Source organism: Clostridium peptidivorans, from assembly GCF_900205925.1.
Lineage (GTDB): Bacteria > Bacillota > Clostridia > Clostridiales > Clostridiaceae > Clostridium_AK > Clostridium_AK peptidivorans.
Genome location: NZ_OAOD01000011.1, coordinates 37,848 through 64,544 on the forward strand (window position 1 = coordinate 37,848; position 26,697 = coordinate 64,544).

Genomic DNA, 26,697 nt, shown 5'->3' on the forward strand with positions numbered 1-26,697 from the left:
TTATCATAAAAAAGATTTTAACACTATAAATAAACAGTATTTAGGAAATACTAAACTTTACAGGAAGTTTTAAGGAGGTTTTATAATTTGAAAATACAATTTTATGGAGCTGCAGGATGTGTTACAGGCTCCTCACATATATTAAATATTAAAGATAAAAAAATATTACTAGATTGCGGTATGTTTCAAGGGAGGGATGGAAAAGAAAGAAGTAACGATACATTTAATTTCAATCCCCAGGATATTGACTTTGTAATACTAAGCCATGCTCATATAGATCACAGCGGCAGAATACCGCTGCTTTATAAAGAAGGCTTTAAAGGAGAAATTATATGCACCGAGGGAACAAAGGATCTATGCAACATAATGCTGCAAGATAGCGGACATATTCAAGAAATGGAAACAGAATGGCTTAATAGAAAGCGTAAACGTAAAGCCCTTCCAGAAGTCACCCCCCTTTATACCTCCATTGATGCTAAAAAGTGTATGGAGATATTTAAAGGATATGGTTATGATGAATGGATTGAACTATTTGATGGGTTAAGAATTAAATTTACCGATGCAGGTCATATTTTAGGCTCTGCCATAACAGAAATGCTTATAAATGAAAATGGCAACCAAGTTAAACTAGTTTACTCTGGAGACCTTGGAAATGTAAATATGCCTATTTTAAAAGATCCTACATACATTGATAATGCAGATTACGTCATTATGGAAACTACCTATGGTGATAAGCTTCATGGAGATTTATCCTATGATTTAAAGGAATTAGTTAATATAATAAATAGCACTGTAAATCGAGGTGGAAATGTTATAATACCTTCCTTTGCCATAGGCAGAACTCAAGAAATAATTTATGCATTAAATAAATATATAGAATCTGGCACATTAAAAGGAATAAAGGTATATGTGGATAGTCCTTTAGCCTCTGAATCCACAGAAGTATTTAAAAAGTATACAAAGTATTTTGATGCAGAAGCCCTAAATTTAGTTAAGTCAGGAGATAATCCATTAGAATTTACTGGTCTTACATTCACTAAATCTCCTCAGGAATCCATGAATATAAATAATATTCAAAGTGGTGCTGTAATTATTTCCTCCAGTGGTATGTGCGATGCGGGAAGAATAAAGCATCATCTTAAACACAATTTATGGCGTGAAGAATGTTCAGTGGTATTTGCGGGCTACCAAGCAGAAGGAACCTTAGGTAAACGTATATTAAATGGAGATGAATTAGTAAAAATACTTGGAGATGAAATTGCAGTAAAAGCACATATATATAATCTGCAAGGGCTTTCAGGCCACGCAGATAAAAATGGACTTTTAACCTGGGTAAGAGCATTTAAAAACAAACCTAAAAATATATTCTTAGTTCATGGAGATGAAGATGCACAAAAAAGCTTCGATAAAGTACTTAAAGAGGAAGGATTTAATTCTCATATAGCTAAATCAGGAGAAGATTTATATGTATAAACTCTCCACATTTTGCCAATAATATTACCACTAAAGTAACTTAATTCTTTATATTTACTTTAATAGTACTTATTAAGGTATTATTATTTCATTAACTTGACAGGGAAATCATAGTATTATATGATAGAATTGACTTAAAATATGTCTCCTTTCGTCCTTACTCTAGATGGATGAAAGGTTTTTGTTTTACTGAATTCTTAAGTCCTTTTTAGGATTAAAATATTTACACAATAGGGAGTTGAAAAACTATGGATGAAAAAAAAGTAAGAACCAGATTTGCTCCAAGTCCAACTGGATACATGCATGTCGGTAATCTTAGAACAGCACTTTATGCTTATCTAATTGCTAAGCATGATGGAGGAAATTTTTTATTAAGAGTTGAGGATACTGATCAAGAAAGACAAGTAGAGGGTGCTTTAGAAGTAATTTATAACACTTTAAACGTAACAGGTCTTCATCATGATGAGGGTCCAGATGTAGGCGGTCCTGTAGGTCCTTACATTCAAAGTGAAAGAAAGCCTATTTATATGGAATATACAAAAAAGCTTATAGATAAGGGTGAAGCTTACTATTGTTTCTGCGATAAAGAAAGAATTGATATGCTTAGAAAAAATGCAGAAGCTTTAAATAGACCTTTTAAATATGACAAACATTGTCTTCATTTATCAAAAGAAGAAATAGAAGAAAAACTAAACTCTGGAGTTCCATTTGTTATAAGACAAAATAATCCTTCAACTGGAACTACTACTTTTGAAGATGAGCTTTACGGAAAGATTACTGTAGAAAATAACGAACTTGATGATATGATACTTATAAAATCTGATGGTTTTCCAACTTATAACTTAGCTAACGTAGTAGATGATCATCTTATGAATATTACTCACGTAGTTAGAGGAACAGAATATCTATCTTCTTCACCAAAATATAATCGTTTATATGATGCTTTTGGATGGGATGTTCCAAAATATATTCACTGCCCTCCAATAATGAGAGATGCTCAGAATAAGTTAAGTAAAAGAAAAGGTGATGCTTCCTTTGAAGATTTACTTGCACTAGGATATTTAAAGGATGCTATATTAAACTATATAGCTCTACTTGGATGGAATCCAGGAACTACTCAGGAAATATTTAATTTAGAAGAACTCATAGAAAAGTTTGACTACACTCATATAAACAAGGCACCTGCTATATTTGACATTGTGAAACTTAGATGGATGAATTCAGAATATATAAAAATGCTTCCTGTAGAAGAATTCCACAAGATGGCTCTTCCATATTACAATCAGGTTATTAAAAAAGACTTAGACTTAATGAAGCTCAGCGAACTTTTACACACTAGAACAGAGGTATTAAGCGAAATACCTGATCAAATTGACTTCTTTGAGGAAATGCCAGATTATTCTCCAGAGCTATATATTCATAAAAAAATGAAAACTAGTTATGAAAATTCCTTAGTAAGCCTTGAAAAAGCTCTTCCTATATTAGAAGGCTTAGAAAACTGGGATTTAACTTCTATTCATGATTCTATGATGGATTTAGTTAAAGAACTAGAAGTTAAAAATGGCGTAGTTCTTTGGCCAATTAGAACTGCAGTTTCAGGAAAACAATTTACTCCTGGTGGAGCTTTCGAAATAGCTGAAATACTTGGCAAAGAAGAATCCTTAAGAAGAATTAGAATAGGTATTGAAAAGTTAAAACAAATGCAATAACATAAAAAGTCTCCTTAATTTTTAAGGAGACTTTTTACTCTTTAGGAGAAACTTCATTAGACACAACAACATATTTCTCCCAAGTAATATACATATAAAATAAACTTACTACATCCTGTTCATTATAAAGAAGTATTTTTTCCTTTTTCTCAGTTGGCATTCTATTTATATAATCTCTGTCCTTTATTACCTTTCCAAAGGTTTTAGCAAGATTTTGTCCGCTTATAAGTTCACTTTCTCTTTCTATATCAAATTCCTTTTCTAACGCCTTAAGCCCTATATTTACACCTTTGCACTTTTCATATTCCTTTTGCAGATCTATGTGGGTAAAATATTCTTCTAAATTGAAATTTAATTTATATTTATTCATAAGATAGTTTATCACAGTAAAATCATTATTTCCTGAAAAAGTAACAATATATCTTTTACCCTTATTTTGATATAAATTTATAAAATAATTCTTTGCCAATCTTAAAATTTCTAAGGCATCAGTTTTATTTTCTATCATATATTGAGTAGTCTTTAAAACCCTCTTTTCTTCATCATAATAGCTGCATCCAAATACTCCAATACATATAGGTTTTTTGTATACGTAATGCTCTAAATCAAAAAATACTGCTTTTTTAAATACTGATTCTTTTGTATTTATTTTTAAAGCTATATCTTCATTTATTTCTTCAACTTTTTGCGTATTTTCTCTTACAATCATAAACTCCACTCTTTCTAGATTACTTATCTTAACTTTTACATATTTAATATATCTAAACAATCAGTATTTATATTATAAACACTGTCTTTTCTTTCAACTATTATCTTTATTTTATTTTTTACTTCTTCATCATTCATAACCTTTTTTAGCAATTCCTTAGTTGGGTTTACACAAATAGGATATCTAATCATTTGAAACATAGAAAAGTCCCCTGCTGTATCTCCATAGGCATAGCTTTCATTTAAATCTATATCATAATGGTCTTTTAGCTCATTTATAGCTCTTTTCTTATTAACGCTATCCCACATAGGTATAACTTCTCCAGTATATATTCCTTCTTCATTTAGTTTATAAATTGTACCTCTATAATCATCAAATCCATGCCTAACACTCATTTCCTTAACAAGTTCAATTGGACTTCCTGAAACCGTTATAACCACATGTCCTTGACTTTTGTGCCATTTTATTCTATCACGAGTAAAGGTATATACTCTATGTCCTTTTTGTTCTATTACATTTCTAGCTATATATTCTACTTGGTATTTAGGAAGACCCTTTACTGCTTCTATATAAATATCCGCCATTTTCAATAAATAATTATCATAGTTTCCTTCTCTTTTATCCCACCTTACGTATTCAGGCTTTACTTCCTTATACCATCTATCTTGAGATATTATTTCATATTTTATTAACTTTTTAAATAGCTCTGTAATTAATCCTTCTCTATAAAGAGTGCCATCTATATCAAAAAATGCTGCTACCTTCTTCATATCCATACCTCCCTGCAATTAATATTTTAGTTATTATAGATAAGTTATTTTACAATAAAAAAGTATATATTTCCAATTTACTTTTTATTATACTCTTTACTAAAGTATTTGTAAAATATATAACTTTTAATACTTGAATACATATTTTTTTATTAAATACTTCCCTTAGCCTAAAATTCCTATTGACATTCACTTCCTGTGGTGGTATATTAATATTGAGAATGATAATAGTTATCAACAAGGAGTGAAGATCATGTGTATTATAGATTTAAAGCCTGGCGAAAAAGCTTATATAGAAAATGTTTGTGGAAATGAAAAATTGGCAAAACGTCTTTTATCATTAGGCTGTATTGAAGGAACAGAGGTTTGTTTGAAAAACAAGGCACCCTTTGGTGATCCTGTAATTATAAATTTAAGAGGTTTTGATTTAGCAATAAGAAAAAGCGATGCAAAAAATATACTTGTAAAAGGAATAGAATATAAGGAGGCAGCTTATGATAAATGCAGCATTGTTGGGTAATCCTAACGTAGGTAAGACTTCCCTCTTTAATGCACTAACCGGTTCTAATCAGTATGTAGGAAATTGGCCTGGAGTAACGGTTGAGAAAAAAGAGGGTTATTTAGATTCTGAGGTTAAAATTGTAGATCTTCCTGGTATATATGCCATGGATACCTATTCTAATGAAGAAAAAGTATCAAAGGAATTTCTTTTAAATGATGATGTGGATGTAATATTAAATATTGTAGATGCTTCTAATTTGCAAAGAAACTTATATCTTACCCTTCAATTAAAAGAATTTAACAAACCTATTATATTAATATTAAATATGATAGATATAGTTAACGAAAGAGGAATAAAAATAGATTATGATGCTTTAGGTAAGGCATTAGGCGTACAAGTAGTTCCAATATCAGCGTCTAAAAATATGGGTATAGATGAGTTGAAATTGCTGCTAAAAAGCGGTACTTTTTTTAAAAACACCAACGATAATGACTATCAGTTTCAGGATGAAACTCAAGCTTATACCTTCATTGAGCAAATACTAGATAAGGCAACAATTACTTCTAAAAATAATAAGAAAAATTTTGGAGAAACTATAGACAAAATAGTTTTAAATAAGTTCTTAGCCTATCCTGTTTTCTTAGGCCTATTATATTTAATATTTGAGTTTACATTTACTTGGGTAGGAAATCCTCTAGCTGATGTGCTCGATGGTCTTTTAAACGATAGATTTGTACCATTTGTAGAACTGGCACTTTCCGGTACAAGCCCTTGGTTCCAATCATTAATAGTTGATGGAATAATTGGTGGCGTTGGTTCAGTAATAGTGTTTTTACCAGTTATATTAGCTCTTTTCTTAGGAATTTCTTTCTTAGAAGACAGCGGATATATGGCTCGTGCAGCTTTTATAATGGACAAATTTATGAGAAAAATGGGACTTTCAGGAAAGGCATTTATTCCTCTTATAGTTGGATTTGGGTGTTCAGTTCCTGCAATAATGACAGCTAGAACTTTAGAAAGTGAAAAGGATAGAAAGGTTACAGCACTACTGGTTCCACTTATGTCCTGTAATGCAAGACTTCCTGTATATGGTCTTTTTGCAGCTGCATTTTTCCCTGGTCATGAAAGTTTATTGGTATTTTCTTTATATCTTTTAGGTATATTCATAGCCTTTATTATAGGTATAATATTTAAAAACACATTATTCAAAAAAGATGAAGAACCATTTATACTTGAATTACCTGAATATAAAATGCCTACACTTAAAAACTTACTTCTACACACTTGGGATAAGGGAAAAGGATTTTTAAGAAAAGCTGGTACTATAATATTTTCAATATCAATTATAGTCTGGGTATTATCTAATTTTAACATGCACGGTATGACTGATATGAATAACAGTTTACTTGCTTCCATTGGTAGATTTTTAAGCCCTATTTTTAGTCCTCTAGGATTTGGCAACTGGGAAGCTTCTGTTTCACTTCTTACAGGTTTTATGGCTAAAGAGGTTATAATTGGTTCCATGGGAGTAATATACGGCGGAGACTTAATGAGCATACTTCCTCAGCACTTTAACTTTATAACTGCTTACACATTTTTAGTATTTGTTCTTCTTTACACTCCATGTGTTTCAGTTATAGCTACAATGAAGAAAGAATACGGAAATAAAATGGCTATGTTCTCCATGGTATATCAATTTGTTTTAGCTTGGGTTATATCTTTTATAACTTATATGATTCTTAACGCTATATTTTAGGTGGTGAAAAACATGATTATTCAATATATAATTACAGCAGCAATCGTCGGCTCTGCTGTGTATATACTTTATAAAAATATAAAAAATAAAGGTCAAGGAAAGTGCGACTGCGGTAGTTGCTCTTCCCACTGCCCTAGTTATAAAAAAAAGTAATAGTGATATTTCACTATTACTTTTTTTAATAACTATTCTTTATTATTGCCATCAGTTCTTCTACATCTATATTTCCCCTTAACAGACAATCAATAACCTTTCCTGCAGATTTTCTTGATATTTTTTCCACATTGCAAGGGATTTCAATATTATTCTTTTTAATCAAATACTGAAGATACTTGTACTGCTTTTCTGTTATAATGTCATCTCTTCTTAAATCACCTTCATCAATTTTAGATACAATTTCAAAGAGCTTGGGCAAATTTAGTACATCTTCAAAGTTATGAAGCATAATTGTTTCTTTTAATTCTTCTCCGGGTTCTTTTAAGTATTTATAATATAGCTCGATGCTTATTCCACCATCAATTAAATCTTCCCTTTGTATACCTATAAATTTTTCAACAGTTTTTAAATTACATCTCTCTATACCAAGCTTTTTATAGTAAGGTCTTATCATTCTATATAAATCCACATGATTATCAGGCATTGTACAATTTATATTATGCTTTGCAAGCTTTATCTTAATAAATGGCTCATCAAAGGCCTTTCCATTATAGGAGCACCATGTATTAAACCCTTCAATGTCTTCCTTAAATTGGATTAGTATACTTTTTTCTTCTTCCAAGCTTTTTGCAAAATATTGCTTTACACAAAAGGTATTTTTTTTAGAAAACCATCCTAAAGAAATAAGCATAATGCAATCCTTTTCTTTGTCAAATCCTGTGGTTTCTATATCAAAGTAAGCCATATTCTCCATATTATATTTATCAAATATATCAGGTTTTAGATCAATTGTTTCTTCCCGAGTTCTTATATACATTACTCTCCTCCAAACCAAAGCAACCCTTACTTATATACAAATGCATGTAGTACCCTTTTTCATAAGATCAAGTACTACATGCACAATATTTATACCTACATTTCTTCTACTACATCTATTCCTAAAAGGTTTAATCCATTTTTTATAACTTGGCAAGTAGCTTCTACTAATTTAATTCTTGCAACTTTAGTTTCCTCATCTTCTGCATTAACAATACTATGTGCATTATAAAATTTATTAAATCCTTTAGCTACATCTATAATATATCTTGTTAAGACAGATGGTTCTAATTTATCTATAGAGTAAAGTATTGCTTCATTAAAAGAAGATAATACTTTTGCAAGCTCAAATTCTTCTTTTGAAGACAATTTCTTATAATCTATATTTCCTTCTATATTTCCTGCTTTTCTTAGTATACTTTTTCCTCTTGCATAACTATATTGAACATATGGTCCTGTTTCTCCATCAAAGCTCAACATTTCTTCCCAGTTAAATACTATATCTCTTTCCCTATTGTTTTTAAGATATGTAAATATAACTGCTCCAATCCCTACCTTTTTAGCTACTTCTTCCTTATTTTCTAAATCAGGATTTTTTTCTTTTATCACTGCTGCTGTCTTTTCTATTGATTCATTTAAAAGCTCTTCAAGGAATATAACTTCTCCCTTTCTAGTTGAAAGCTTTCTATCTGCAAATCTTACCAGCCCAAAACCTACATGTTTGCAATAATCTGCCCATTCCTTACCCATAAGTTTTAAAGTAGTAAATACCTGCTTAAAGTGAAGGGATTGTTCCAATCCAACTACATATATACTCTTATCAAAATCATATGTATTTTTTCTATATACAGCTGCAGCAAGGTCACGAGTAGCATATATAGTTGCTCCATCTGATTTTTTTATTATACATGGAGGCATATTGTACTCTTCAAGCATTACTACCTTTGCTCCATTACTTTCTGTAAGTAGGCCTTTTTTATCGATTTCTTCTACTACAGAATCCATTTTATCTCCATAGAAGCTTTCTCCAGCATAGGAGTCAAATTCTACATTTAACATTTCATATACTTTATTAAACTCTTTAAGACTTAAATCTCTAAATCTCTTCCAAAGTCTTACTTCTTCTTCTGAGCCATCTTCTAACTTTTTAAAGTGCATTCTTCCTTCTTCTCCTAAGGAAGGATCCTTTTCTGCTTCATCATGAAACTTTACATATATTCTAAGCAGCTCTTTAATAGGTTCTTTTTCTAATGCGTCTTCATCTACCCATCTTTTATAAGCAGAAATAAGCTTTCCAAATTGAGTTCCCCAGTCACCTAAGTGATTAATTCTAGTACAATTATATCCTTCAAAGCTCAATATTTTATAAAGTGCGTTTCCTATAGAAGTACTGAATAAATGTCCCACATGGAAAGGCTTTGCTATATTTGGAGATGAATATTCTACTACTACATTTTTACCTTCCCCTGAATTTGTTTGACCATAGTTTTCTTTTTCACTTAATATCTTTTCTAAAGTGTTTTGAGTAAATACTGATTTATCCACAAAGAAATTTAAATATGGTCCCATTGTTTCTATTTTTTCAAATCCTTCTTTGTTTATATTTGTTTTTAACTCTTCAGCTATTAAATTTGGAGCCTTTCTTAACACCTTTGAAAGCTGAAAGCATGGAAATGCATATTCACCCATTTCAGGTCTAGGTGGAATTTCTATTAAAGCTTCTATTTTTTCTTCTGGCATATCTACATGCTCTTTAATTCTTTTTACTAAAATATTTTTATAATCCATATATAAACTACCTCCATTTATTATTATTTTTACCACATATATCATTTATTATAATGCTATATCACAAAAACCCGTCCTGTAAAAAAACAGAGACGGGTAAATTCCGCGGTACCACTCTAATTGACTAATGTCCACTTGAAATTTTAACGCAAGGCTTGCGATTCATCTTACTTTCATAAATAATGATTTTAGATAAACTTCTCCAAGGCTCTCTTCCTTTTTATTTTCTTGTAGACTCTCACCATACTCTACTCGCTTTAAAGAACTTTATAAAAAGTACTTTCCTTTTCATAGAATTTATATTATTTCCTTTTAACTTACATTTTATTATATTATCATTTTTCTTATCTTGTCAATATCATATTAGCTTTTCTCTGGAAATACTTTTATTAGTAACTTTATTATAATAAATATTACTATTATTACTGTGAAAATTCCTATCATTCCATTTATTAAGACATTTAATGATTCCTTAAAATTAATTAATGCTGTATTATTCATGAATACCACCTCTCCTATTCTGCCTAAAATTTGATTAAGTTTAATATTAGTCCACCAGCTACAACGGAAGCTATCTGTCCTGCTACGTTAGCACCTACTGCATGCATTAGTATGAAGTTTTGATTATCTTCCTTTTGAGCCATCTTTTGAATTACTCTAGAAGACATAGGGAAAGCTGATATTCCGGCTGCTCCTACCATCGGATTGATCTTTCTCTTTAAAAAAAGATTTAAAAATTTAGCAAATAATACTCCTCCTATGGTATCGAAAATGAAAGCAAATAATCCAAGTCCAATTATCATAAGTGTTTTTATATTAACAAATTCTTCTGCTCTCATAGTGGATGCAATAGTAATGCCAAGAAGTATTGTTATTATATTTACAAGTTCGTTTTGTGCAGATTTCGCTAATCTATCTAAAACGCCACATTCTCTTATTAAGTTACCAAACATTAAGAATCCTATTAAAGCTACTGAGGTTGGAGCAATAAGTCCTGCAATTACAGTAACTATTATAGGAAATAATATTCTTGTTTTCTTTGATACACTTTCTGCCTTATAAGGCATTCTAATCATTCTCTCTTTTTTAGTAGTAACCAGTTTTATTGCAAATGGCTGAATTACTGGTACAAGTGACATGTATGAGTATGCCGCTACTGCAATTTGTGCTATATAATTACTATTGAAATATGTAGCAACAAATATTGAAGTAGGGCCATCTGCAGCTCCAATTATACCTATAGAAGCTGCATCCTTTAAATCAAAGCCTAAAAGTGTTGCTGCACAAATAGTAATGAATATACCAAATTGAGCTGCTGCTCCAAATAAGAGCATAGAAGGATTTGATAAAAGTGGTCCAAAGTCTATCATAGCTCCTATACCTATAAACAATAAAAGCGGGAACATTTCTGTTGCAATTCCACCTGCAAAAAGAAAATCTAAAATTCCTTCTACAGGAGTTCCATTTATAACTTGGGTAATTGCACCGGAATTTGGTATATTAGCAAGTATTGCTCCAAATCCCATTGGAAGAAGTAATGTAGGCTCATACTCCTTAACAATAGCTAAATAAATTAGTGCTCCTCCAATAATCCACATTACAACTTGTTTAATTGTTATTGCAAAAATTCCATCAAGTAAAAAGTCCATTATATCTATCCTCCTAAGCTATATACTTATCCAATTTGAATAAGTAACTCTCCAGAATTTACTGATTGTCCTGTATCAACTGCAACTAAATTAACTGTCCCATCTACAGGTGATACTATTTCATTTTCCATTTTCATTGCTTCTAACACTAACAATAGTTGTCCATTTTTAACTATATCTCCTGGCTTTACTGCAACCTTTACAATACTTCCTGGCATTGGAGCTTCAATCTTTTGCCCACCCGAAACTTGTGAGGCCCCTCTAGAAGCCTGTGCTGTACTTGCTCCTGATGACTTAACAGCTTCTGCTAAGGTAGCAGCATTTTCAGCCGTTACCTCTTCAATTTCCACTTCATAAACTTTATCATTTAATTTTATAACATACTTTTTCATAGTTATTAATCCTCCTAAAAATGCTTTATTTAATTCTTGTAATTTTTGAAATGTGAAAATGGGAATCCGGCTTGTCTTTGCCTGCCATTATAGAAGCTGCTAATGCCACAACTACTCTTTCTTCCTCATCTATTGGCAATGATGCATTATATTCAGGTGTAATATTTTCATCATTGTTTCCTAACTCTTCTTTATTAACTAGTCTTTTAAATAAATCAAATAACCCCATAGTTTTACTCCTCCCACAATTACTAAGACTTTAATTCACAATTACTTGTAATTTTTCATATAAATTCCATCACATAGTAACATAAATATAGTGAACCTTTTCCTCTCCATTAGAATCACTTAATTTAGGATTTAATCTATCCTCAAAGAACTTTTTAGCAACCTGTGGAAATAAAATATATGAAAGTATATCTTCCATAGATGTAGTTAGATCTTTTATTTCTTCTTTATATTTTTCAATTTCTGGACCTAATAAATCAGCTGGTCTTACAGTAATTACTTCATCATTACCAATAATCTTGTTTTTTATTTCTTCATTTATTGGTGCAGGCGATCTTCCATAAAGTCCCTTAACGTATTCTTTTATTTCCTTTGGAACCATCTTATATCTCTCACCAGATAATACATTAAATACAGCCTGTGTTCCTACCATTTGGCTTAATGGGGTAACCAGCGGTGGGAAGCCTAAATCTTCTCTAACTCTAGGAACTTCTCTTAAAACTTCTTCATACTTGTATTCGGCATTTGCTGATTTTAGCTGAGATAATAGATTTGAAAGCATTCCACCTGGAACCTTATAGATTATAGTTTTGGGTTCAACATCCATAACCTTTGGATTTAATATTCCCTCTTTTCTGAATTTTTCTTTTATAGGTTTAAAGTAATCTGCAATTTCTCCTAGTAGACCCACGTTTATATTTGGAGCACGTTCTCCTTCTTTCAATGTAAGAACCATAGATTCTGTTGCAGGTTGAGATGTTCCCTCTGCAAAAGGTGAAATTGCTGTATCTATTATATCAACTCCAGCTTCAACTGCTTTTAAATATGTCATTGAGCCAATCCCACTTGTGCTATGAGTATGAAGTTCTAATGGAATATTTAATACATCCTTTAACTTTTTTACAAGTCCATAAGCTGAAATTGGTGTTAATATACCTGCCATATCCTTTATACATATTGAATCCGCTCCCAATTTCTCCATGGCTTTAGCAAGTTCAACGAAATAGTCTAAGGTATGTACTTTGCTTGTAGTATAACTTATAGCACATTGGCAGTGGGCTCCTGCCTTCTTTATTGCTTTAACGGAAGTTTCTAAATTTCTTATATCATTTAAAGCATCAAAAACCCTAATTATATCAATACCATTTTCTATGGACTTTTGTATAAATGCTTCTACCACATCATCTGGATAATGTTTGTATCCTAAAAGGTTTTGTCCTCTTAAAAGCATTTGAAGTTTAGTGTTTTTAACCCTGCTTCGAATTTCTCTTAACCTTTCCCAAGGATCTTCATTTAAAAAACGCAGGCAAGCATCAAAGGTCGCTCCTCCCCAAACTTCCATTGAATAATATCCGGCATTATCCATTTTTTCTATGATAGGTAGTATATCTTTTGTTCTAAGCCTTGTAGCAATTAAGGATTGGTGACCATCCCTTAGTGCTGTTTCAGTTATTTTTACCCGGTTCACTTTATGACCTCCTTAAAATAATCTAATTCTAATATACCTTCATCAAATATCTTTTTTATAAGTGAGCTATAAAGTATAGCTCACTTAAATCACTCCAGTCTCTATTTTACTTTTCTAACAACATCAATAATACTTCCATTCCTATATTCAATAACTCCTACCACTCTATCTTCATATTCTATCTTGTCCGGAACCCCTACTGTGTCATAGGCTATTTTTTTAAGTTCTTCAATAGTTGTCAGCGGCAGTTTAGCTTTCTTATATCTTTCAATTAAATCTGTTCTTGCTGGATTTACCGCAATTCCTCTATCTGTAACTAAAACATCTATGCTTTCTCCAGGAGTTACAACTGTGTTTACTTCTTCAACTACACAAGGTATTCTTCCACGAATTAATGGAGTAACAATAACAGTTAATTTTGCGCCAGCTGCTGCATCACAGTGTCCACCTGAAGCTCCTCTTAAAACTCCATCTGAACCCGTCATAACATTAACATTAAAATTTGTATCTATTTCTAGTGCTGATAATATTACAACATCCAGCTTATTTACAATACAACCTTTATTGTGAGGATTTGCATAAAAAGAGGCATCTACTTCATGGTGCATTCCATTCTTTTCAATTGAACTTACAGCAGATACGTCAAAATCTTGTACGTCAAATATATTTTTTACTAATCCTTCCTCAAACATTTCAATTATAGGCTTTGTTATTCCACCTAAAGCAAAGCTTGCTCTAATATCTTGTTTTATCATTTCATCTCTTAAAAATCTACTAACTGCTAATGCCGAACCACCGGAACCTGTCTGGAAGGAATATCCTTCCTTAAAATATCCTGATTTAATTATTGCTTTACTTGCATTTTCAGCTATCAATAACTCCTTTGGATTTTTTGTATATCTGGTAGCCCCAGAAGCTATTCCCTCTGGATTTCCTATGGCATCTATTTTAACAACATAATCTACATAAATTTGATTGATACTTGCAGGCATATTTGGAAAGTCTACTAAGCAGTCTGTTAATATAACTACCTTGTTTGCATATTTGGCATCTACCTTTGCGTAACCTAATGAACCACAATTAGCTTTTCCATTAGTACCTCTTGCATTTCCATATTCATCTGCACTTGAAGCACCTAAAAATGCTACATCTATTTTTATATCACCAGCTTCTATTGCTCTTACTCTTCCGCCATGAGATCTTATAATAACAGGTTCTTTTAATATTCCATTAGAAATTTCTTCAGCTAAATCCCCTCTTAAGCCACTAGTTGTAATCTTTGTTATTACACCATTCTTTATATGCTCAATTAATGGCCTATGGACATTTGATAAAGAACTAGGTGCTAAAGTTATATCTTTTATTCCAAGTTTTGCAATAGCATCTACAACTAAGTTTAAAATATAATCTCCTTCCCTGAAGTGATGGTGAAAAGATATTGTCATACCATCTTTTAGGCCACTTTTTACTATTGCTTCTTCAATACTATTTAATAACTTAATTTCATTAGGTTTAATAGGCTTTATCATTGGAGCTGCCTTTGCAACTTCTTCATCAAAAACAAACTGACCTTCAAAGAGCCTTCTACCCTCTAATATATAGTTTGGAATCTCTCTTCCAATTTTATTTTTCATCCTACTCTGCCTCCTTATACACACCTGCTACTGCAGCCAATTGAAGTATTCTTTCAGCTCTATCTACGATAGGCTTGTCAACCATTTTCCCATTTACAGAAATAACTCCTAAACCATTTTCTTCTGCTTCTTTGGCAGCTCTTATAATATTTATTGATTTGCTTATTTCTTTTTCTGAAGGTGTATATATTTCATGAACAGGTTTTATTTGTCTAGGATTAATAACGGACTTGCCATCAAAACCAAGCTGGTGTATAAGTTCCACTTCTCTTCTAAATCCTTCTTCATTGTTAACATCAGAATAAACTGTATCTAAAGCATTAATTCCAGCTGCCCTTGCTGCAATAAGAATTTGAGTTCTTGCTCCTAAAAGTTCTAAGCCATCTGGGTATCTTTTAGTTTTTAAATTAGTTACATAGTCCTCTGCACCTAATGCAATGCCAATAAGCCTCTTGCTTGCTTTTGCTATCTCATATGCATTAATTACTCCAATAGGACTTTCTATGGCCGCCATCATTTTAGTGCTTCCTACTTCTCTGCCGCATTTTCTTTCTACTTCTTCAATAACAGTTTCAACCTCATGAATATCTTCTTTTCTTTCTGTTTTAGGTAGCCTTATAATATGAACTCCTGCTCTTACAACTGCTTCAATATCATCTCTTCCAAAAGGAGTGTCTAACCCGTTGATTCTTACTACTAATTCCGTATTTCCATAATTTATTGTCTTTAATGCATTATAAATTAAGAATCTGGCTGAATCCTTTTCGCTTAAAGCAACTGCGTCCTCAAGGTCAAACATAAGAGAATCCGCTCCATATATAAAAGCCTCCTTAACCATGCTTGGATTGCTTGCTGGAAGAAACATCATAGTTCTTCTTAAACGTTCCATTATTTTAATCCCTCCCAATCAAACTCATTCTTAATACCTGCTGATCTGTAAACTGCACATTGAACTCTTGCTTTAATTGTACAATCTAAAGCTCCTTTATCATTAGCAATTACTCGTACATCTTCTACTCCTAAATTTTCTAAAGTTTCTTTAATTACAATTCTTATTTGCCTTCCAAACTGCTTTTCTACGCTACTATTTAATTCTATTTCTATTCCATTTTGCTGCTTTGGCTCGATAATCACTTGAATATCACTGGACTCTAAAGTTCCAGCTATAGAATTATTTAAAAGTTTCATCTTTTTCCTCCTATTTTTTATATTTCTTATAATGCTTATCTATAAGACTTTGCCGTTTTCATTTATTAAATTCATTATAATTTACTTCAAATGACTACCCAAGTATTTTGGGTGTTCTTTAGTGTATTTCCTGTGTATTTCCTGTTCTTTACACACCATAGTTTCCTTTAACCCTTTACGTGTCAACAGTTCTAGATATTGTGCTCTTAAATTTAACCTGAACTTTATTTAATAAAAATGCCCCCTAAGAACTTTTCTTAAGGAGCATCTTTATTAAATATTAAAATATATCTCTAATTATAAAGGCATAGCTCCTGTAATAACTGCTGCTAATATAAAAATTATAAATGTTCCAATTGACCACTTAGCAGAATGCCTTTGCCATTCTCCCATATCTACTTCTGTTATTTGTAGCAACAAATATATAAAGGCAACAAGCGGGCTTAATAAATGGAATGCCTGTCCCATTGTTGATGCTATACCAATTTGCATTGGAGTAAATCCATAAGCTGCACCTGTTTGCGCAAGTACAGGAAGCACACCATAATAGAAAGCATCATTCGATAACAGGAATGTACCTGGCACACTTAATATAGCAGTTACTAAAGCCCAATGGTTTCCAAATGATTTTGGTACTATTGAAGCTAAATTAAGAGCTATAGCTTTTGCCATTCCTGACTCTGTAAGAATTCCCATAAATATTCCTGCTGCAAGAACCATTATAACAACTTGTATAGCATTTCCAGCTTGACGCTCTATCATTTCTCTTTGAGCTTTTAATTTTGGATAGTTAATTATTAGTGTTAATGCAACTCCTATCTCAAATATTACAGCTGATGGAAGCTTTCCAAGTACTAGTAAAACCATAACTACAACAGTAACTGCAAAGTTCAACCATATAAGCTTAGGTCTTCTAAGTGCTAATTCTTCAGGATCTGTTACCGCTGCCATTTGTTCTAATGCTTTACTATCAACTTCAATAATTCCAAGTCTCTTACGTTCTTTTAATCCTAAATAGTATGATACGCCTATAACGTAAATTGCAGAAAATATCATTCCTGGAATTAGTTTATTTAACATCTCTCCCCCATCAACATTTAATGCCGACATTATTCTAGCAGTTGGTCCACCCCATGGAAGTAAATTCATTATTGAATTTTGCATAATTACTATAGTTGCTAAATATAATGGCTTAATTTTAAGCCTTTTATATATAGGAAGTAGCGCAGAAGTAACTATCATTGTTGTTGTCGTTCCATCTCCGTCAATTGAAACTACTGCTGATAAAATTGCAGTTCCAACAAGTACTTTTAACGGATCCCCTTTAACAAATTTTACAATTACATTTACAAGGGGATCAAACAATCCAACATTTATCATCATTCCAAAGAAAATTATTGCAAACAAAAGCATAACAGCTGTTGTTGAAACGCTTTTTATACCTGCAAGTGCGAATTGTCCAATTTTAGGTCCAAATCCCCCAATTATAGCGAATATAATTGGAATTACTATTAGTGAAGTAAACGCTGTCATTTTTTTAGTCATGATTAGTACCATAAAAACTATAACTATACTGTATCCAAGTATAGCTAAAGTTGTTTGATAATCCATACGTTAACACCCCCTAATTTTTTTATCCGCCGGATGTGTGAATAGGAATTTGTATAAAATTTAATCGATTGCATCTATACAATATAAGCATACATTTACTTTTATATCCATTCAAGTATTTTAATTGCATTTTTGTGTATTTTTTGTGTATTTCAAATTTTTCAAAAATTAAGAATACTGCCTTAAAATGATAAAACAAAATCATTTTAAGGCAGTATTCTTATACTATCATTAGCCAAATTTACTTTATTTCCTTTTTAACAATATTTAGTGAGTACTCTAGATGATTTTTTATAGCCGTATCAATGCTTTCTTTGTCTTTTTTTGTTATGATATCTAAAATTTCTCTATGTTCTTTAAGAGCCTTTTCTCTACGTGCATCGTCAGAAATAGAGATATTCCTAAACCTTTGTAGGTATTCATTTAATTTGCTAATCATTCCCGCTAGCATCTTCATTCTGCTTGCCTGATATATTTTTAAGTTAAACTCTCCAAATAGTCTTATTACCTCTTTTACATCTCTCTCTTTATTCTTTTGTTCTGTTAAATCAAGTAATATTTTAATTTCCTGTATTTCATCTTCTGTTATATTTTCCATTGCTGCTTCTACAGCTAACACTTCAAGCTTCTGCCTTATCTTATAAATTTCAATTGCATCTTCAACCGATACTCTTTTAACTACAGCACCTACTTTAGGTAAATACTCTATAAGTTCATCTATTTCAAGCATTTTTAAAGCCTCTCTAATAGGGGTTCTGCTTATGTTTAATATCTCTGCATATTCTTTTTCTATTATTCTTTCACCAACAGGAATTATTCCGCTAATAATAGTCTTTCCTAAACCTTCATATACTATATCTCTAATGTTTTTACTCTGATTGAAGTTTGTATTTTTAATTACCTCTTCCATATAATCTAGCATAAGCAACTTCCTTCCTTTTCTATAAATCAATAACTTATTTTTCATAATAAACAAATTAAAGTAAAAACTCTAAACAAAATTTCTATACCATTGTTGATATAAGTTTAACTATTATTGGATAAAATGCTATTATAGATGTAATACCTAAATTTTTATATTTCTCTTTTTTACTTTGAATTGCTTTTATATTTTCATCATCATTCATTTCATCTGCTTCATTTTGATCAAAATCTTTTTTTATGATTGACCGCGATGATATTAATTTAATCATTGAAGGAAATATAATAAGTACTGTTGAAAGCCTAATCATTTGTAATAATGCAACCTTTGAAGAGTCCGCACCCAAGTCGCTACTTATAAGAGACATGTCCACTATTCCTCCAGGTGCACAAGCAAAAAGAGATGTAATCAAGTCTAAATCTGTGGTTTTATACATTATTAGTCCTATAAGTATATCTAGGGTGATCATACTTGGCACCATAATCATGACAGGTTTTATCATTTTTTTTAAGCCAATCACATCTTTTAGTTTGATACCTGCACCAATAAAAGCTCCAGTTGCTATCTGAGTAATAATTTTCACATCTTGCGGCATAAATGCCTTTCCTGTGATTACATTGAACACTGCAGTTATCACCATAGAGCCTATCATAGTTCCTGCGGGGACATTAAGTTTTAACGCTGTAATTCCTCCAATAAGTCCTACAATTATGGTAATAACTAATTCAAGCACATCATATCCCCCTTACTATTCACATGTGGGTAATATTTCCATTATTTTTATTTATAATATTGTATCATATAAAATATAATATCTCTAATTCTTTTATTTTCTAAATACGCATTATTTAAAATTGCATAGCCAATTTTATTACAATTTTCACCAACACTAGCTCGTAATTTGATATTTTTTATAAAAATATAGTTTTTTTTGTAGAAAAGTACTAAAATAAAACTTGTGCATTTTATATAAATTATTAAAGAAAGAGGTGTTCTAGTGAAACTTTTAAGACAACTAGCTATTATTCTTATAATAGGCTATTTGGGAGATCTAATACATACTATTTTTCATTTGACAATCCCTGGCAATGTTATAGGTATGTCAATTTTATTTGTATGTCTTTATACTGGCATTATAAAGGTGACTATGATTGATAAAATCACAGATTTTTTATTAGACCATTTAGCCTTCTTTTTTATACCAGCAGGAGTAGGTATACTTACTTGTCTACCTTTATTAAAAAACAAATGGACAAGTTTTATTGTAATTTGTGTTGTAACTACTATACTAATTATAGTTATTACAGGTTGGACTATTCAATTTTATATAAGGAGGACTGAAAAAGATGACTGAACTTCTAAACTCCCCTATGACTGGAGTACTCATATCAATAATATGCTTTGAGATAGGATTATATATCTACCATAAAACTAAAATTCCATTTTTTAATCCATTATTAATAGCAATTATTTTGGTTATATTTATAATTAAACTTTTTAATATTAGCTTAGATTCCTTTAATAATGGAGGTAATCTCATAAGTTTCTTTTTAGGACCTGCAACAATTGTACTTGCAGTACCTTTATATCATAAACTTGATCTTATTAAAAAATACTTTGCTCCCATACTTTTAGGAATAACAGTTGGATCAATTACAGCTATATTTAGTATATATTATATGTCTAAAATATTTGGTCTTAGCGATGAACTTACATTTTCCTTAGTACCTAAATCCATAACAACACCTATTGGAATAGAAGTTTCCAAAGTAATAGGAGGAATCCCTGCTATTACTGTAGCTGCTATTATATTCACAGGTATTATGGGTGCAGTTATATCTCCGTTAGTTTGTAAAGTATTTAAAATTAAAAATAAAATTGCTGTAGGAATATCCATAGGTACCGCATCTCACGCTATAGGTACTACTAAAGCAATTGAGATGGGAGAAACCGAAGGAGCAATGTCAAGTCTTGCTATTGGAATTGCTGGCATTATAACCTCCATTATAGCTCCAATTATAGCTAGTATGTTGTAGATAATTGCGACATTTTAGTGTAATGTTGAAACTCTCGTATGGGTTCTGCATTTAAGAAAGCGGTTCACTGTGCAAAGAAGCTCTAATTATTTCTGAATTTGAATCACATAAATTTTTTCTAAACTCGCTGTCGCTCAGACAGTAGAAAATTCCGAGCGGTGCTTTAAATTCAGAAATAAAGAGCTTCTAATGCTTGTTCAATGCTTTCTACGATATAAATCCCATACTGTATTCCCCATTAAAAATGTCTTTATTTCAACAATTTAGCACATAAAATTTTTTTGGGCGATAGCCTGATAAGTTACAAGAACTTGCAATAAATAACTGAAATGATTAGAAAAATTTAATTTATAAGTTAAGAATCAGGTAGTATGCTGAAAGTTTCTTAATAAAAATTCAACTCAATAATATTGTATGACCTATCGGTCTGCGGCTTACCAGCCTTTTTATAAGAATATATTTAAAAGAAGCTTTCGCCAAAGCGAAATTCCTTCCTTAAGTTAGTAAGCATGAGTAATATTTTCAATGTTGAACATAAGTATAGAATTTGCATTGTAGAAAGCATTGAACAAGCAATTAAAAGCTCTTTATTTCTGATTTTAAGGTGCCGTATAGAGCCTTCTACTGTTTGAGCGATAGCGAGTTTAGAAGGCTTAGGCGCCTTAAAATCAGAAATATTAGAGCTTTTTTGCGAAGAGAAGCTTTCCTAGATGCAAATTCTATACGACCCGTTCAACATTAAAAATGCTTAGCACTTTTTCTATAATATGAGTACCTATGAAAAACTATATTTAGTGCTGACCAAAATGCGCCAGCTGACCATCCTGCCAGTACATCGCTTAAATAATGTACCCTTAAATATACTCTGCTTAGTCCTATAGCTATAGCTAGCATTATTAACAAAGTGGAAAAAACCCATCTTATAGGCATACCTTTCAAATGAATTAGTATAAGGTAAGAAGCTATTATAGCAAGTGTCATAAATATCATAGCATGCCCACTTGGCAAACTATATCCATGTACTTCTATGATTCTTATATCAGGTCTGTTTCTTTTAAAAAATGCCTTTAAAGCTTCATTTAAAAGCCATACTCCTAAAATATTTAATACTAAAAACAGTGCTTCACTTTTAAGGTTTTTATGAATCAAAAATAAAGCTCCTAGTATTGTAATTATTATTACGGATGAAGAGTTACCAAGTATGGTTATTATATATACTATTTTATTTAATAAAGGTGTTTCTATAGATTTTACAAAATCAATAGCCACTTTATCTATAGCATAATTACCTCCATTTTCAAAATAATCTTCTATTATACTTAAAAATGCAAATAGAGATATAAAGGATACTAAACTCCCCAATACGAGGTATTTCCATCTTTCATCATGTTCCTTATACTTAGAAAATGAGTCTTTAAATCTTATAAAAAAACTTTTCAATTGTTTTCCTCCTCCGAATTACTCTATAAATATAATATAGAAAATGCCATGTTTTTACAACATGGCATTTAAAATTTTTCATTATATAGTTTACAAGAGTTCATGATATATTTCATTAAACATCCACTTCTGAATATTCATTGTATATGAATTCATATACCTTATCATATACATTAGTTGTTCCTATAACCACTATAATATCTTCATCTTCAAATACATAATCAGGTCCTGGAGATACTACTATTTTTCCATTTCTTCTATAAGCTAGCAAAGTAGCACCAGTAGCTTGCCAAAATCTTAATTCATTTATTTTCTTATTTAATACTTTACAATCCTCTTTTATTTCAACTTCAATAAGAGTAAACGGAGTTATATTTTTAAATCTATCTACAAAATCCAATACCTTTTCAAAATTTACTTCTATTTCTTCATCCAATTTTCTTTTTTTATCTATAAGTTCAAATATGTTTTCTTTAACAGTTGATAGATACTCAGTATGCTTATTTTTTTCTATAAATTTTTCAGCTGCTTGGATTGACATTATTTCTACACCGCTGCCCTTAGTAGATAAAACTACATTCATGTCTTCTAATAATGCTATTGCTCTTCTTATAGTTTCTGGAGATACATTATACATACTAGCAAGTGTTGATCTTCCGCTTATCTTTTCAGTAGCTTTAAATTCTCCAAGTACTATTTTATTTGCTATGTCTAGAGCTATATTCTTATATACCGCTCCGCCATGTGGATTCTTCATTTATATTCCTCCAATTTTCATTTGAGATACTTCTACATGATTTATAAAATCTCTGTTTTCGTTATAAATCAGTACATCTCAATTTAATGAGATGCTTCTGCATGATTTATAGAAATATCTGATTTTGTTATAAATCAGTACATCTCAGTTTACTGAGATGCTTCCTTAAATATAATATATCAAAATCCACCAAATTTCTAGTGTTTTTCACATTTTTCAAAGTACTCTATAGTTCCTCTATAAGTTGCTCTTACAAAATAATCATCACTATTTTCATTAAATTCTTCTCTATTTAGTCTTATAAGCTTTTGAATTATAGGAAATAGTTGAACTCCATAAAGTCTCATACACTCTTCAGGCTTTATACCTGGCCATGCATTACAGCTTACAACTGTCCTTCTAATTAAAGCACTTACTTGTTCAGGAATATTTTTGTATATTCCATCATTCTGGTATATAACTGGTTTATCTAGTGTTCCTGTAGGTATTCCCTCTATAGCTTTTACCTGAATAGGATTTATATCAGTTAAATATGGATCAGCAGTCAAATCTAGTATAACAGCATGAGGTTTTAAATATCCTATAAGTTCATTATCTACGATATATTTTGAAGGATTATCTCTAGTTGATGCATCAACCAATATGTCTGTATCCTTAAGTATTTTTATAAGCTCTTCTCTGTCATTTGTTATACTTCTAGGAAGCATACTTACTATTACTCCCTTAGCATTTAGTTTGTCCATCTTTTTATTTAACTCTATATTACCATACTTTCCTGCTGCCTTGGCTGCATAAAGTCCTACCATTCCCATACCTATTATAGATACATTTATACATTCTCTATTTGGAGAATAGAAATTTGGCATTATCTTTGCAAGTTCATTAAATGCCATTTCTATACCATTTCCAGAAGTACCATTGTAATTTACTACTATTCTTTCCAAAAAATCATTTCTTAACGAGTCCATAGAGATTCCAAATATATTTTTTTCCTTAAGCTTTTTTACTCTTGTATCCCTAGTAGGATAATGAAGCATACTTACTAAGGCTGAATTATCATTCATAATATCTATTTCACTAAATTCTGGGGACCTTAAAACCACTACTATATCCTTTTTATAACATTCTTCATTACTTACAAATCTTATATTTGGATTTACTTTTAAATATTCTTCTTCTGCTATTCCCATTTTAGCACCATATCCATCTTCTAAATAAAACACACATTCTTCATTTTTTAACATATTAAAAATTTCTGGTAAGAAATCTCTCTTCTCATTTTCCTCTTTATGCATTCTTGGAAATCCTAAAGTTATCATATTTATCACCCTTTTCAAATTTTTTTTAAAAACATACGCTGAAAATTTTTGACAACCTAACACTTGTATTATATAATTAAGTTGTCAATATATACAACTTAATTATACTTGCCAAGTTGTAATTTTTCAATACATTTATTTACATAGTGTGAAATTTATATTGTTTATAGTCTGAATTTTGTGTAAATTATTGAAAAAGATAGATATTTATAAATCAATAATTAGTTTAGGGGGTATTTATATGAGCCACATAAGAAACTTTTTTAAAAAAGATGGATTTGATTTCGCCTTATCCATAGACTCAGAAGGGACAAACTTTGATAAAAACTTAGAAAATAACGTTAAAAACTTAGAAAGATTACTTAAATTAAATACAGATAATGATATATACACCATTCTTTTTATCACACCTTATTTTGCAGATATGCTGTATAAACTTAATTTAGTTCACGTAATAAAAAAATATAAAGTAATTTTTGGTCTTCATATTCATCCAGATAATTTGCCTGAAGAAATAAGTATGCACTGCTCATTTTTAAAGAAAGATGAGGAACTTTTAACTTCTTATAATTATGACGAGCAAAAGACTCTAATAAAATTATGTTTAGACTATTTACATTCCAAAGAGATTGCTCCTATTGAAATATTTAGAGGTGGATATTTCTCCATGGACGATAATACCTCTAAAGCATTAATGGAAGTAACAGATATAAAATACGAATCTCATAATATTTATCGTAAGCAGTATAAGGTTACAAAAAACCTTTTAACCCCTATTCCTGTTTATGCATATGATGATGCTGAAGAGCTTAGATTAGAATACTTTAACTTAGAAAAATTGAGTGAGATTTTAGTTGATGCCATAGAAAATAATAAAAAGGCTTTAGCTATTACCCATAGCTATCTTTTAGATCCTCAAGATTTTCACTATAAGAGAGATAATATAGCTCCAGATATATATACTCGTTTAAATAATTTACTAAAAATAATAAAAATCTATAGACAAACCATAGAACCAATTGAAAGTTTTTAAACTTAATAGGAGGATGGATTATATGATAAATTATAAAGATATAGAATTATGGAAAGATGTAACAGAAGAGCAGTGGAATGATTGGAAATGGCAAGTAAAAAATAGAATTACCTCAGTTGAACAGTTAAAAAAGGTTATAAATATTCTTCCCGAAGAAGAAAATGCTATAGATAAGTGTTTAAAAACTTTGAGAATGGGAATATCCCCCTATTATGCAACTTTAATAAATCCACAGGATCCTCAAGATCCTGTGAGAAAACAAGCTGTTCCCACTATACATGAATTAAATTTTTCAACAGCAGATATGAACGATCCTCTCCATGAAGATGCTTCTTCACCAGTACCAGGACTTACTCATGCTTATCCAGACAGAGTACTACTTCTAGTAACTGATATGTGTTCTATGTATTGTAGACATTGCACAAGAAGAAGATTTGCAGGACATAAGGATGATTCTATGCCTCAAGATAGAATAGATAAAGCTATAGAATATATAAGAAATACTCCAGTAGTTAGAGATGTTTTACTTTCTGGCGGAGATGCTCTTATGATAAGTGATGAAAAACTTGAATATATATTAAAGAAACTCAGAGAAATTCCTCATGTAGAAATCATAAGACTTGGTACACGAACTCCTGTGGTTAATCCTATGAGAATCACTGATGATTTGGTTAATATATTAAAAAAATATCATCCTATTTGGATTAATACTCACTTCAACCATCCAAATGAAATAACAAAAAATTCAATAGAAGCCTGTGAAAAACTAGCTAATGTTGGAATTCCTCTAGGAAATCAAACAGTACTTTTAAGAGGTATAAATGATTGTATTCATATTCAAAAAGACTTAGTTCATAAACTTGTAAAAATGAGGGTTAGACCTTATTATCTTTATCAATGCGATTTATCTCAAGGTATAGAACATTTTAGAACTAAAGTTTCTAAAGGAATAGAAATTATCGAAGGATTACGAGGTCATACCTCTGGCTATGCTGTTCCTACATTTGTAGTAGATGCTCCAGGTGGCGGCGGTAAAATACCTGTAATGCCTCAATACTTAATAAGTCAATCACCAAATAAAATTGTGCTTAGAAATTATGAAGGTGTCATAACTACTTATACTGAGCCAAAGCATGCAGAAGACTCTACTTGTCATTGTCCTGTATGCACTACTGACGAAACAAATAATGATACTGGTGTATCTTCTTTATTCCATGGAAAGAAAATTAATTTAGAACCTAAATCCTTAGATAGAAAAAAGAGAATTACTGAATATAAAAAACATTCCTCTCATATTTAAAATAAAAAAAGCCCTATCCTTTGAAGATAGAGCTTCTTTTA

27 protein-coding genes and 1 other annotated feature are annotated in these 26,697 nt (G+C 30.9%); of the genes, 9 read left to right on the forward strand and 18 right to left on the reverse strand.

Annotated features, from left to right (window positions below; all coding sequences use genetic code 11):
• The first annotated feature begins 87 nt into the window (after positions 1-87).
• Together CRN98_RS10395 and gltX are read left to right on the forward strand one after the other, a co-directional pair.
• On the forward strand, positions 88-1,473 hold the full coding sequence (locus CRN98_RS10395) for an MBL fold metallo-hydrolase RNA specificity domain-containing protein (RefSeq protein WP_097027357.1): 1,386 nt from the start codon (positions 88-90) through the stop codon (positions 1,471-1,473).
• 248 nt (positions 1,474-1,721) lie between these two features.
• Positions 1,722-3,182 (forward strand): glutamate--tRNA ligase, encoded by a 1,461-nt coding sequence (gene gltX / locus CRN98_RS10400; RefSeq protein WP_097027358.1) that lies wholly within the window; start codon positions 1,722-1,724, stop codon positions 3,180-3,182.
• Between the two features lie 34 nt (positions 3,183-3,216).
• Here gltX and CRN98_RS10405 read toward each other — a convergent pair whose 3' ends face one another.
• Together CRN98_RS10405 and CRN98_RS10410 are read right to left on the reverse strand one after the other, a co-directional pair.
• Entirely contained in the window at positions 3,217-3,891 is a 675-nt protein-coding gene (locus CRN98_RS10405) for a ribonuclease H-like domain-containing protein (protein ID WP_097027359.1), read from the reverse strand.
• A gap of 35 nt (positions 3,892-3,926) precedes the next feature.
• Positions 3,927-4,661: an HAD-IB family hydrolase gene (locus CRN98_RS10410; RefSeq protein ID WP_097027360.1), complete on the reverse strand. Its 735-nt coding sequence runs from the start codon at positions 4,659-4,661 to the stop codon at positions 3,927-3,929.
• Positions 4,662-4,914: 253 nt separating this feature from the next.
• Here CRN98_RS10410 and CRN98_RS10415 point away from each other — a divergent pair, with 253 nt between their 5' ends.
• Genes CRN98_RS10415 through CRN98_RS10425 form a run of 3 tightly spaced genes read left to right on the forward strand, consistent with a single transcriptional unit; the run spans position 4,915 to position 7,072 of the window.
• Positions 4,915-5,181, forward strand: a complete 267-nt coding sequence (locus CRN98_RS10415; protein ID WP_097027361.1) for a FeoA family protein — start codon at positions 4,915-4,917, stop codon at positions 5,179-5,181.
• Complete coding sequence (gene feoB, locus CRN98_RS10420) at positions 5,156-6,919, forward strand: ferrous iron transport protein B (protein ID WP_097027362.1); 1,764 nt, start codon at positions 5,156-5,158, stop codon at positions 6,917-6,919. The genes CRN98_RS10415 and feoB overlap by 26 nt, the downstream gene beginning before the upstream one ends.
• Before the next feature lie 12 nt (positions 6,920-6,931).
• Positions 6,932-7,072, forward strand: a complete 141-nt coding sequence (locus CRN98_RS10425; protein WP_081957164.1) for a FeoB-associated Cys-rich membrane protein — start codon at positions 6,932-6,934, stop codon at positions 7,070-7,072.
• Positions 7,073-7,097: 25 nt separating this feature from the next.
• Here the strand turns inward: CRN98_RS10425 and CRN98_RS10430 are convergent, their stop codons facing one another.
• The 13 genes from CRN98_RS10430 to CRN98_RS10485 all read right to left on the reverse strand — a co-directional run bounded on the left by CRN98_RS10430 (position 7,098) and on the right by CRN98_RS10485 (position 19,504).
• Positions 7,098-7,892, reverse strand: a complete 795-nt coding sequence (locus CRN98_RS10430; RefSeq protein WP_097027363.1) for a ribonuclease H-like domain-containing protein — start codon at positions 7,890-7,892, stop codon at positions 7,098-7,100.
• Between the two features lie 95 nt (positions 7,893-7,987).
• Complete coding sequence (gene argS / locus CRN98_RS10435; RefSeq protein ID WP_097027364.1) at positions 7,988-9,679, reverse strand: arginine--tRNA ligase; 1,692 nt, start codon at positions 9,677-9,679, stop codon at positions 7,988-7,990.
• 85 nt (positions 9,680-9,764) lie between these two features.
• Positions 9,765-9,980 (reverse strand) — a binding site (T-box leader).
• Between the two features lie 62 nt (positions 9,981-10,042).
• Positions 10,043-10,180, reverse strand: coding sequence for an OadG-related small transporter subunit (locus CRN98_RS17750; protein WP_179632100.1), 138 nt, complete (start codon positions 10,178-10,180; stop codon positions 10,043-10,045).
• Positions 10,181-10,203: 23 nt separating this feature from the next.
• Positions 10,204-11,328 (reverse strand): sodium ion-translocating decarboxylase subunit beta, encoded by a 1,125-nt coding sequence (locus CRN98_RS10440; RefSeq protein ID WP_097027365.1) that lies wholly within the window; start codon positions 11,326-11,328, stop codon positions 10,204-10,206.
• Positions 11,329-11,354: 26 nt separating this feature from the next.
• Positions 11,355-11,720, reverse strand: a complete 366-nt coding sequence (locus CRN98_RS10445; RefSeq protein WP_097027366.1) for a biotin/lipoyl-containing protein — start codon at positions 11,718-11,720, stop codon at positions 11,355-11,357.
• A gap of 25 nt (positions 11,721-11,745) precedes the next feature.
• Positions 11,746-11,949: a hypothetical protein gene (locus CRN98_RS10450; protein ID WP_097027367.1), complete on the reverse strand. Its 204-nt coding sequence runs from the start codon at positions 11,947-11,949 to the stop codon at positions 11,746-11,748.
• 69 nt (positions 11,950-12,018) lie between these two features.
• The gene (locus CRN98_RS10455) at positions 12,019-13,416 is read right to left on the reverse strand and encodes an oxaloacetate decarboxylase subunit alpha (RefSeq protein WP_097027368.1); all 1,398 of its coding nucleotides are present in this window, start codon (positions 13,414-13,416) and stop codon (positions 12,019-12,021) included.
• A gap of 101 nt (positions 13,417-13,517) precedes the next feature.
• Positions 13,518-15,050 carry a citrate lyase subunit alpha gene (gene citF, locus CRN98_RS10460; RefSeq protein ID WP_097027369.1) on the reverse strand — a complete coding sequence of 511 codons (1,533 nt, stop codon included), beginning with the start codon at positions 15,048-15,050 and terminating at the stop codon, positions 13,518-13,520.
• Position 15,051: 1 nt separating this feature from the next.
• Entirely contained in the window at positions 15,052-15,939 is an 888-nt protein-coding gene (gene citE, locus CRN98_RS10465) for a citrate (pro-3S)-lyase subunit beta (protein WP_097027370.1), read from the reverse strand.
• The gene (gene citD / locus CRN98_RS10470; RefSeq protein WP_097027371.1) at positions 15,939-16,238 is read right to left on the reverse strand and encodes a citrate lyase acyl carrier protein; all 300 of its coding nucleotides are present in this window, start codon (positions 16,236-16,238) and stop codon (positions 15,939-15,941) included. Before citD ends, citE begins: the two co-directional genes overlap by 1 nt.
• 297 nt (positions 16,239-16,535) lie before the next feature.
• Positions 16,536-17,849, reverse strand: coding sequence for a CitMHS family transporter (locus CRN98_RS10475; protein ID WP_097027372.1), 1,314 nt, complete (start codon positions 17,847-17,849; stop codon positions 16,536-16,538).
• A gap of 241 nt (positions 17,850-18,090) precedes the next feature.
• On the reverse strand, positions 18,091-18,816 hold the full coding sequence (locus tag CRN98_RS10480) for a GntR family transcriptional regulator (protein WP_242960895.1): 726 nt from the start codon (positions 18,814-18,816) through the stop codon (positions 18,091-18,093).
• Between the two features lie 37 nt (positions 18,817-18,853).
• Positions 18,854-19,504 carry an AbrB family transcriptional regulator gene (locus CRN98_RS10485; protein ID WP_097027374.1) on the reverse strand — a complete coding sequence of 217 codons (651 nt, stop codon included), beginning with the start codon at positions 19,502-19,504 and terminating at the stop codon, positions 18,854-18,856.
• Positions 19,505-19,768: 264 nt separating this feature from the next.
• On the opposite strand from CRN98_RS10485, the gene CRN98_RS10490 reads away from it, so the two are divergent.
• Positions 19,769-20,125 (forward strand): CidA/LrgA family protein, encoded by a 357-nt coding sequence (locus CRN98_RS10490; RefSeq protein ID WP_097027375.1) that lies wholly within the window; start codon positions 19,769-19,771, stop codon positions 20,123-20,125.
• Complete coding sequence (locus CRN98_RS10495) at positions 20,118-20,807, forward strand: LrgB family protein (RefSeq protein ID WP_097027376.1); 690 nt, start codon at positions 20,118-20,120, stop codon at positions 20,805-20,807. The genes CRN98_RS10490 and CRN98_RS10495 overlap by 8 nt, the downstream gene beginning before the upstream one ends.
• Positions 20,808-21,545: 738 nt before the next feature.
• On the opposite strand, the gene CRN98_RS10500 is transcribed toward CRN98_RS10495, so the two are convergent.
• The 3 genes from CRN98_RS10500 to CRN98_RS10510 all read right to left on the reverse strand — a co-directional run bounded on the left by CRN98_RS10500 (position 21,546) and on the right by CRN98_RS10510 (position 24,323).
• The gene (locus tag CRN98_RS10500) at positions 21,546-22,247 is read right to left on the reverse strand and encodes a phosphatase PAP2 family protein (protein ID WP_097027377.1); all 702 of its coding nucleotides are present in this window, start codon (positions 22,245-22,247) and stop codon (positions 21,546-21,548) included.
• Between the two features lie 115 nt (positions 22,248-22,362).
• Entirely contained in the window at positions 22,363-23,004 is a 642-nt protein-coding gene (locus tag CRN98_RS10505) for a GntR family transcriptional regulator (protein WP_097027378.1), read from the reverse strand.
• A 197-nt stretch (positions 23,005-23,201) separates the two neighbouring features.
• On the reverse strand, positions 23,202-24,323 hold the full coding sequence (locus CRN98_RS10510; protein ID WP_097027379.1) for an alanine dehydrogenase: 1,122 nt from the start codon (positions 24,321-24,323) through the stop codon (positions 23,202-23,204).
• 241 nt (positions 24,324-24,564) lie between these two features.
• On the opposite strand from CRN98_RS10510, the gene CRN98_RS10515 reads away from it, so the two are divergent.
• Positions 24,565-25,356 carry a polysaccharide deacetylase family protein gene (locus CRN98_RS10515; protein ID WP_097027380.1) on the forward strand — a complete coding sequence of 264 codons (792 nt, stop codon included), beginning with the start codon at positions 24,565-24,567 and terminating at the stop codon, positions 25,354-25,356.
• 22 nt (positions 25,357-25,378) lie between these two features.
• Complete coding sequence (gene kamA, locus CRN98_RS10520; protein WP_097027381.1) at positions 25,379-26,656, forward strand: lysine 2,3-aminomutase; 1,278 nt, start codon at positions 25,379-25,381, stop codon at positions 26,654-26,656.
• The last annotated feature ends 41 nt before the right edge of the window (positions 26,657-26,697 follow it).

Excerpts from the sequence above, each read along its gene's own strand:
- CRN98_RS10510 (WP_097027379.1), bottom strand. The coding sequence starts at position 24,323 with ATGATAACTTTAGGATTTCCAAGAATGCATAAAGAGGAAAATGAGAAG.
- feoB (WP_097027362.1), top strand. The coding sequence starts at position 5,156 with ATGATAAATGCAGCATTGTTGGGTAATCCTAACGTAGGTAAGACTTCC.
- CRN98_RS10475 (WP_097027372.1), bottom strand. The coding sequence starts at position 17,849 with ATGGATTATCAAACAACTTTAGCTATACTTGGATACAGTATAGTTATA.
- CRN98_RS10405 (WP_097027359.1), bottom strand. The coding sequence starts at position 3,891 with ATGATTGTAAGAGAAAATACGCAAAAAGTTGAAGAAATAAATGAAGAT.
- CRN98_RS10410 (WP_097027360.1), bottom strand. The coding sequence starts at position 4,661 with ATGAAGAAGGTAGCAGCATTTTTTGATATAGATGGCACTCTTTATAGA.
- CRN98_RS10425 (WP_081957164.1), top strand. The coding sequence starts at position 6,932 with ATGATTATTCAATATATAATTACAGCAGCAATCGTCGGCTCTGCTGTG.
- CRN98_RS10505 (WP_097027378.1), bottom strand. The coding sequence starts at position 23,004 with ATGAAGAATCCACATGGCGGAGCGGTATATAAGAATATAGCTCTAGAC.
- kamA (WP_097027381.1), top strand. The coding sequence starts at position 25,379 with ATGATAAATTATAAAGATATAGAATTATGGAAAGATGTAACAGAAGAG.
- CRN98_RS10495 (WP_097027376.1), top strand. The coding sequence starts at position 20,118 with ATGACTGAACTTCTAAACTCCCCTATGACTGGAGTACTCATATCAATA.
- CRN98_RS17750 (WP_179632100.1), bottom strand. The coding sequence starts at position 10,180 with ATGAATAATACAGCATTAATTAATTTTAAGGAATCATTAAATGTCTTA.
- gltX (WP_097027358.1), top strand. The coding sequence starts at position 1,722 with ATGGATGAAAAAAAAGTAAGAACCAGATTTGCTCCAAGTCCAACTGGA.
- argS (WP_097027364.1), bottom strand. The coding sequence starts at position 9,679 with ATGGATTATAAAAATATTTTAGTAAAAAGAATTAAAGAGCATGTAGAT.
- CRN98_RS10515 (WP_097027380.1), top strand. The coding sequence starts at position 24,565 with ATGAGCCACATAAGAAACTTTTTTAAAAAAGATGGATTTGATTTCGCC.
- CRN98_RS10415 (WP_097027361.1), top strand. The coding sequence starts at position 4,915 with ATGTGTATTATAGATTTAAAGCCTGGCGAAAAAGCTTATATAGAAAAT.
- CRN98_RS10445 (WP_097027366.1), bottom strand. The coding sequence starts at position 11,720 with ATGAAAAAGTATGTTATAAAATTAAATGATAAAGTTTATGAAGTGGAA.
- citD (WP_097027371.1), bottom strand. The coding sequence starts at position 16,238 with ATGAAACTTTTAAATAATTCTATAGCTGGAACTTTAGAGTCCAGTGAT.
- CRN98_RS10440 (WP_097027365.1), bottom strand. The coding sequence starts at position 11,328 with ATGGACTTTTTACTTGATGGAATTTTTGCAATAACAATTAAACAAGTT.
- CRN98_RS10450 (WP_097027367.1), bottom strand. The coding sequence starts at position 11,949 with ATGGGGTTATTTGATTTATTTAAAAGACTAGTTAATAAAGAAGAGTTA.
- citE (WP_097027370.1), bottom strand. The coding sequence starts at position 15,939 with ATGGAACGTTTAAGAAGAACTATGATGTTTCTTCCAGCAAGCAATCCA.
- CRN98_RS10480 (WP_242960895.1), bottom strand. The coding sequence starts at position 18,816 with ATGAAAAATAAGTTATTGATTTATAGAAAAGGAAGGAAGTTGCTTATG.
- CRN98_RS10430 (WP_097027363.1), bottom strand. The coding sequence starts at position 7,892 with ATGTATATAAGAACTCGGGAAGAAACAATTGATCTAAAACCTGATATA.
- citF (WP_097027369.1), bottom strand. The coding sequence starts at position 15,050 with ATGAAAAATAAAATTGGAAGAGAGATTCCAAACTATATATTAGAGGGT.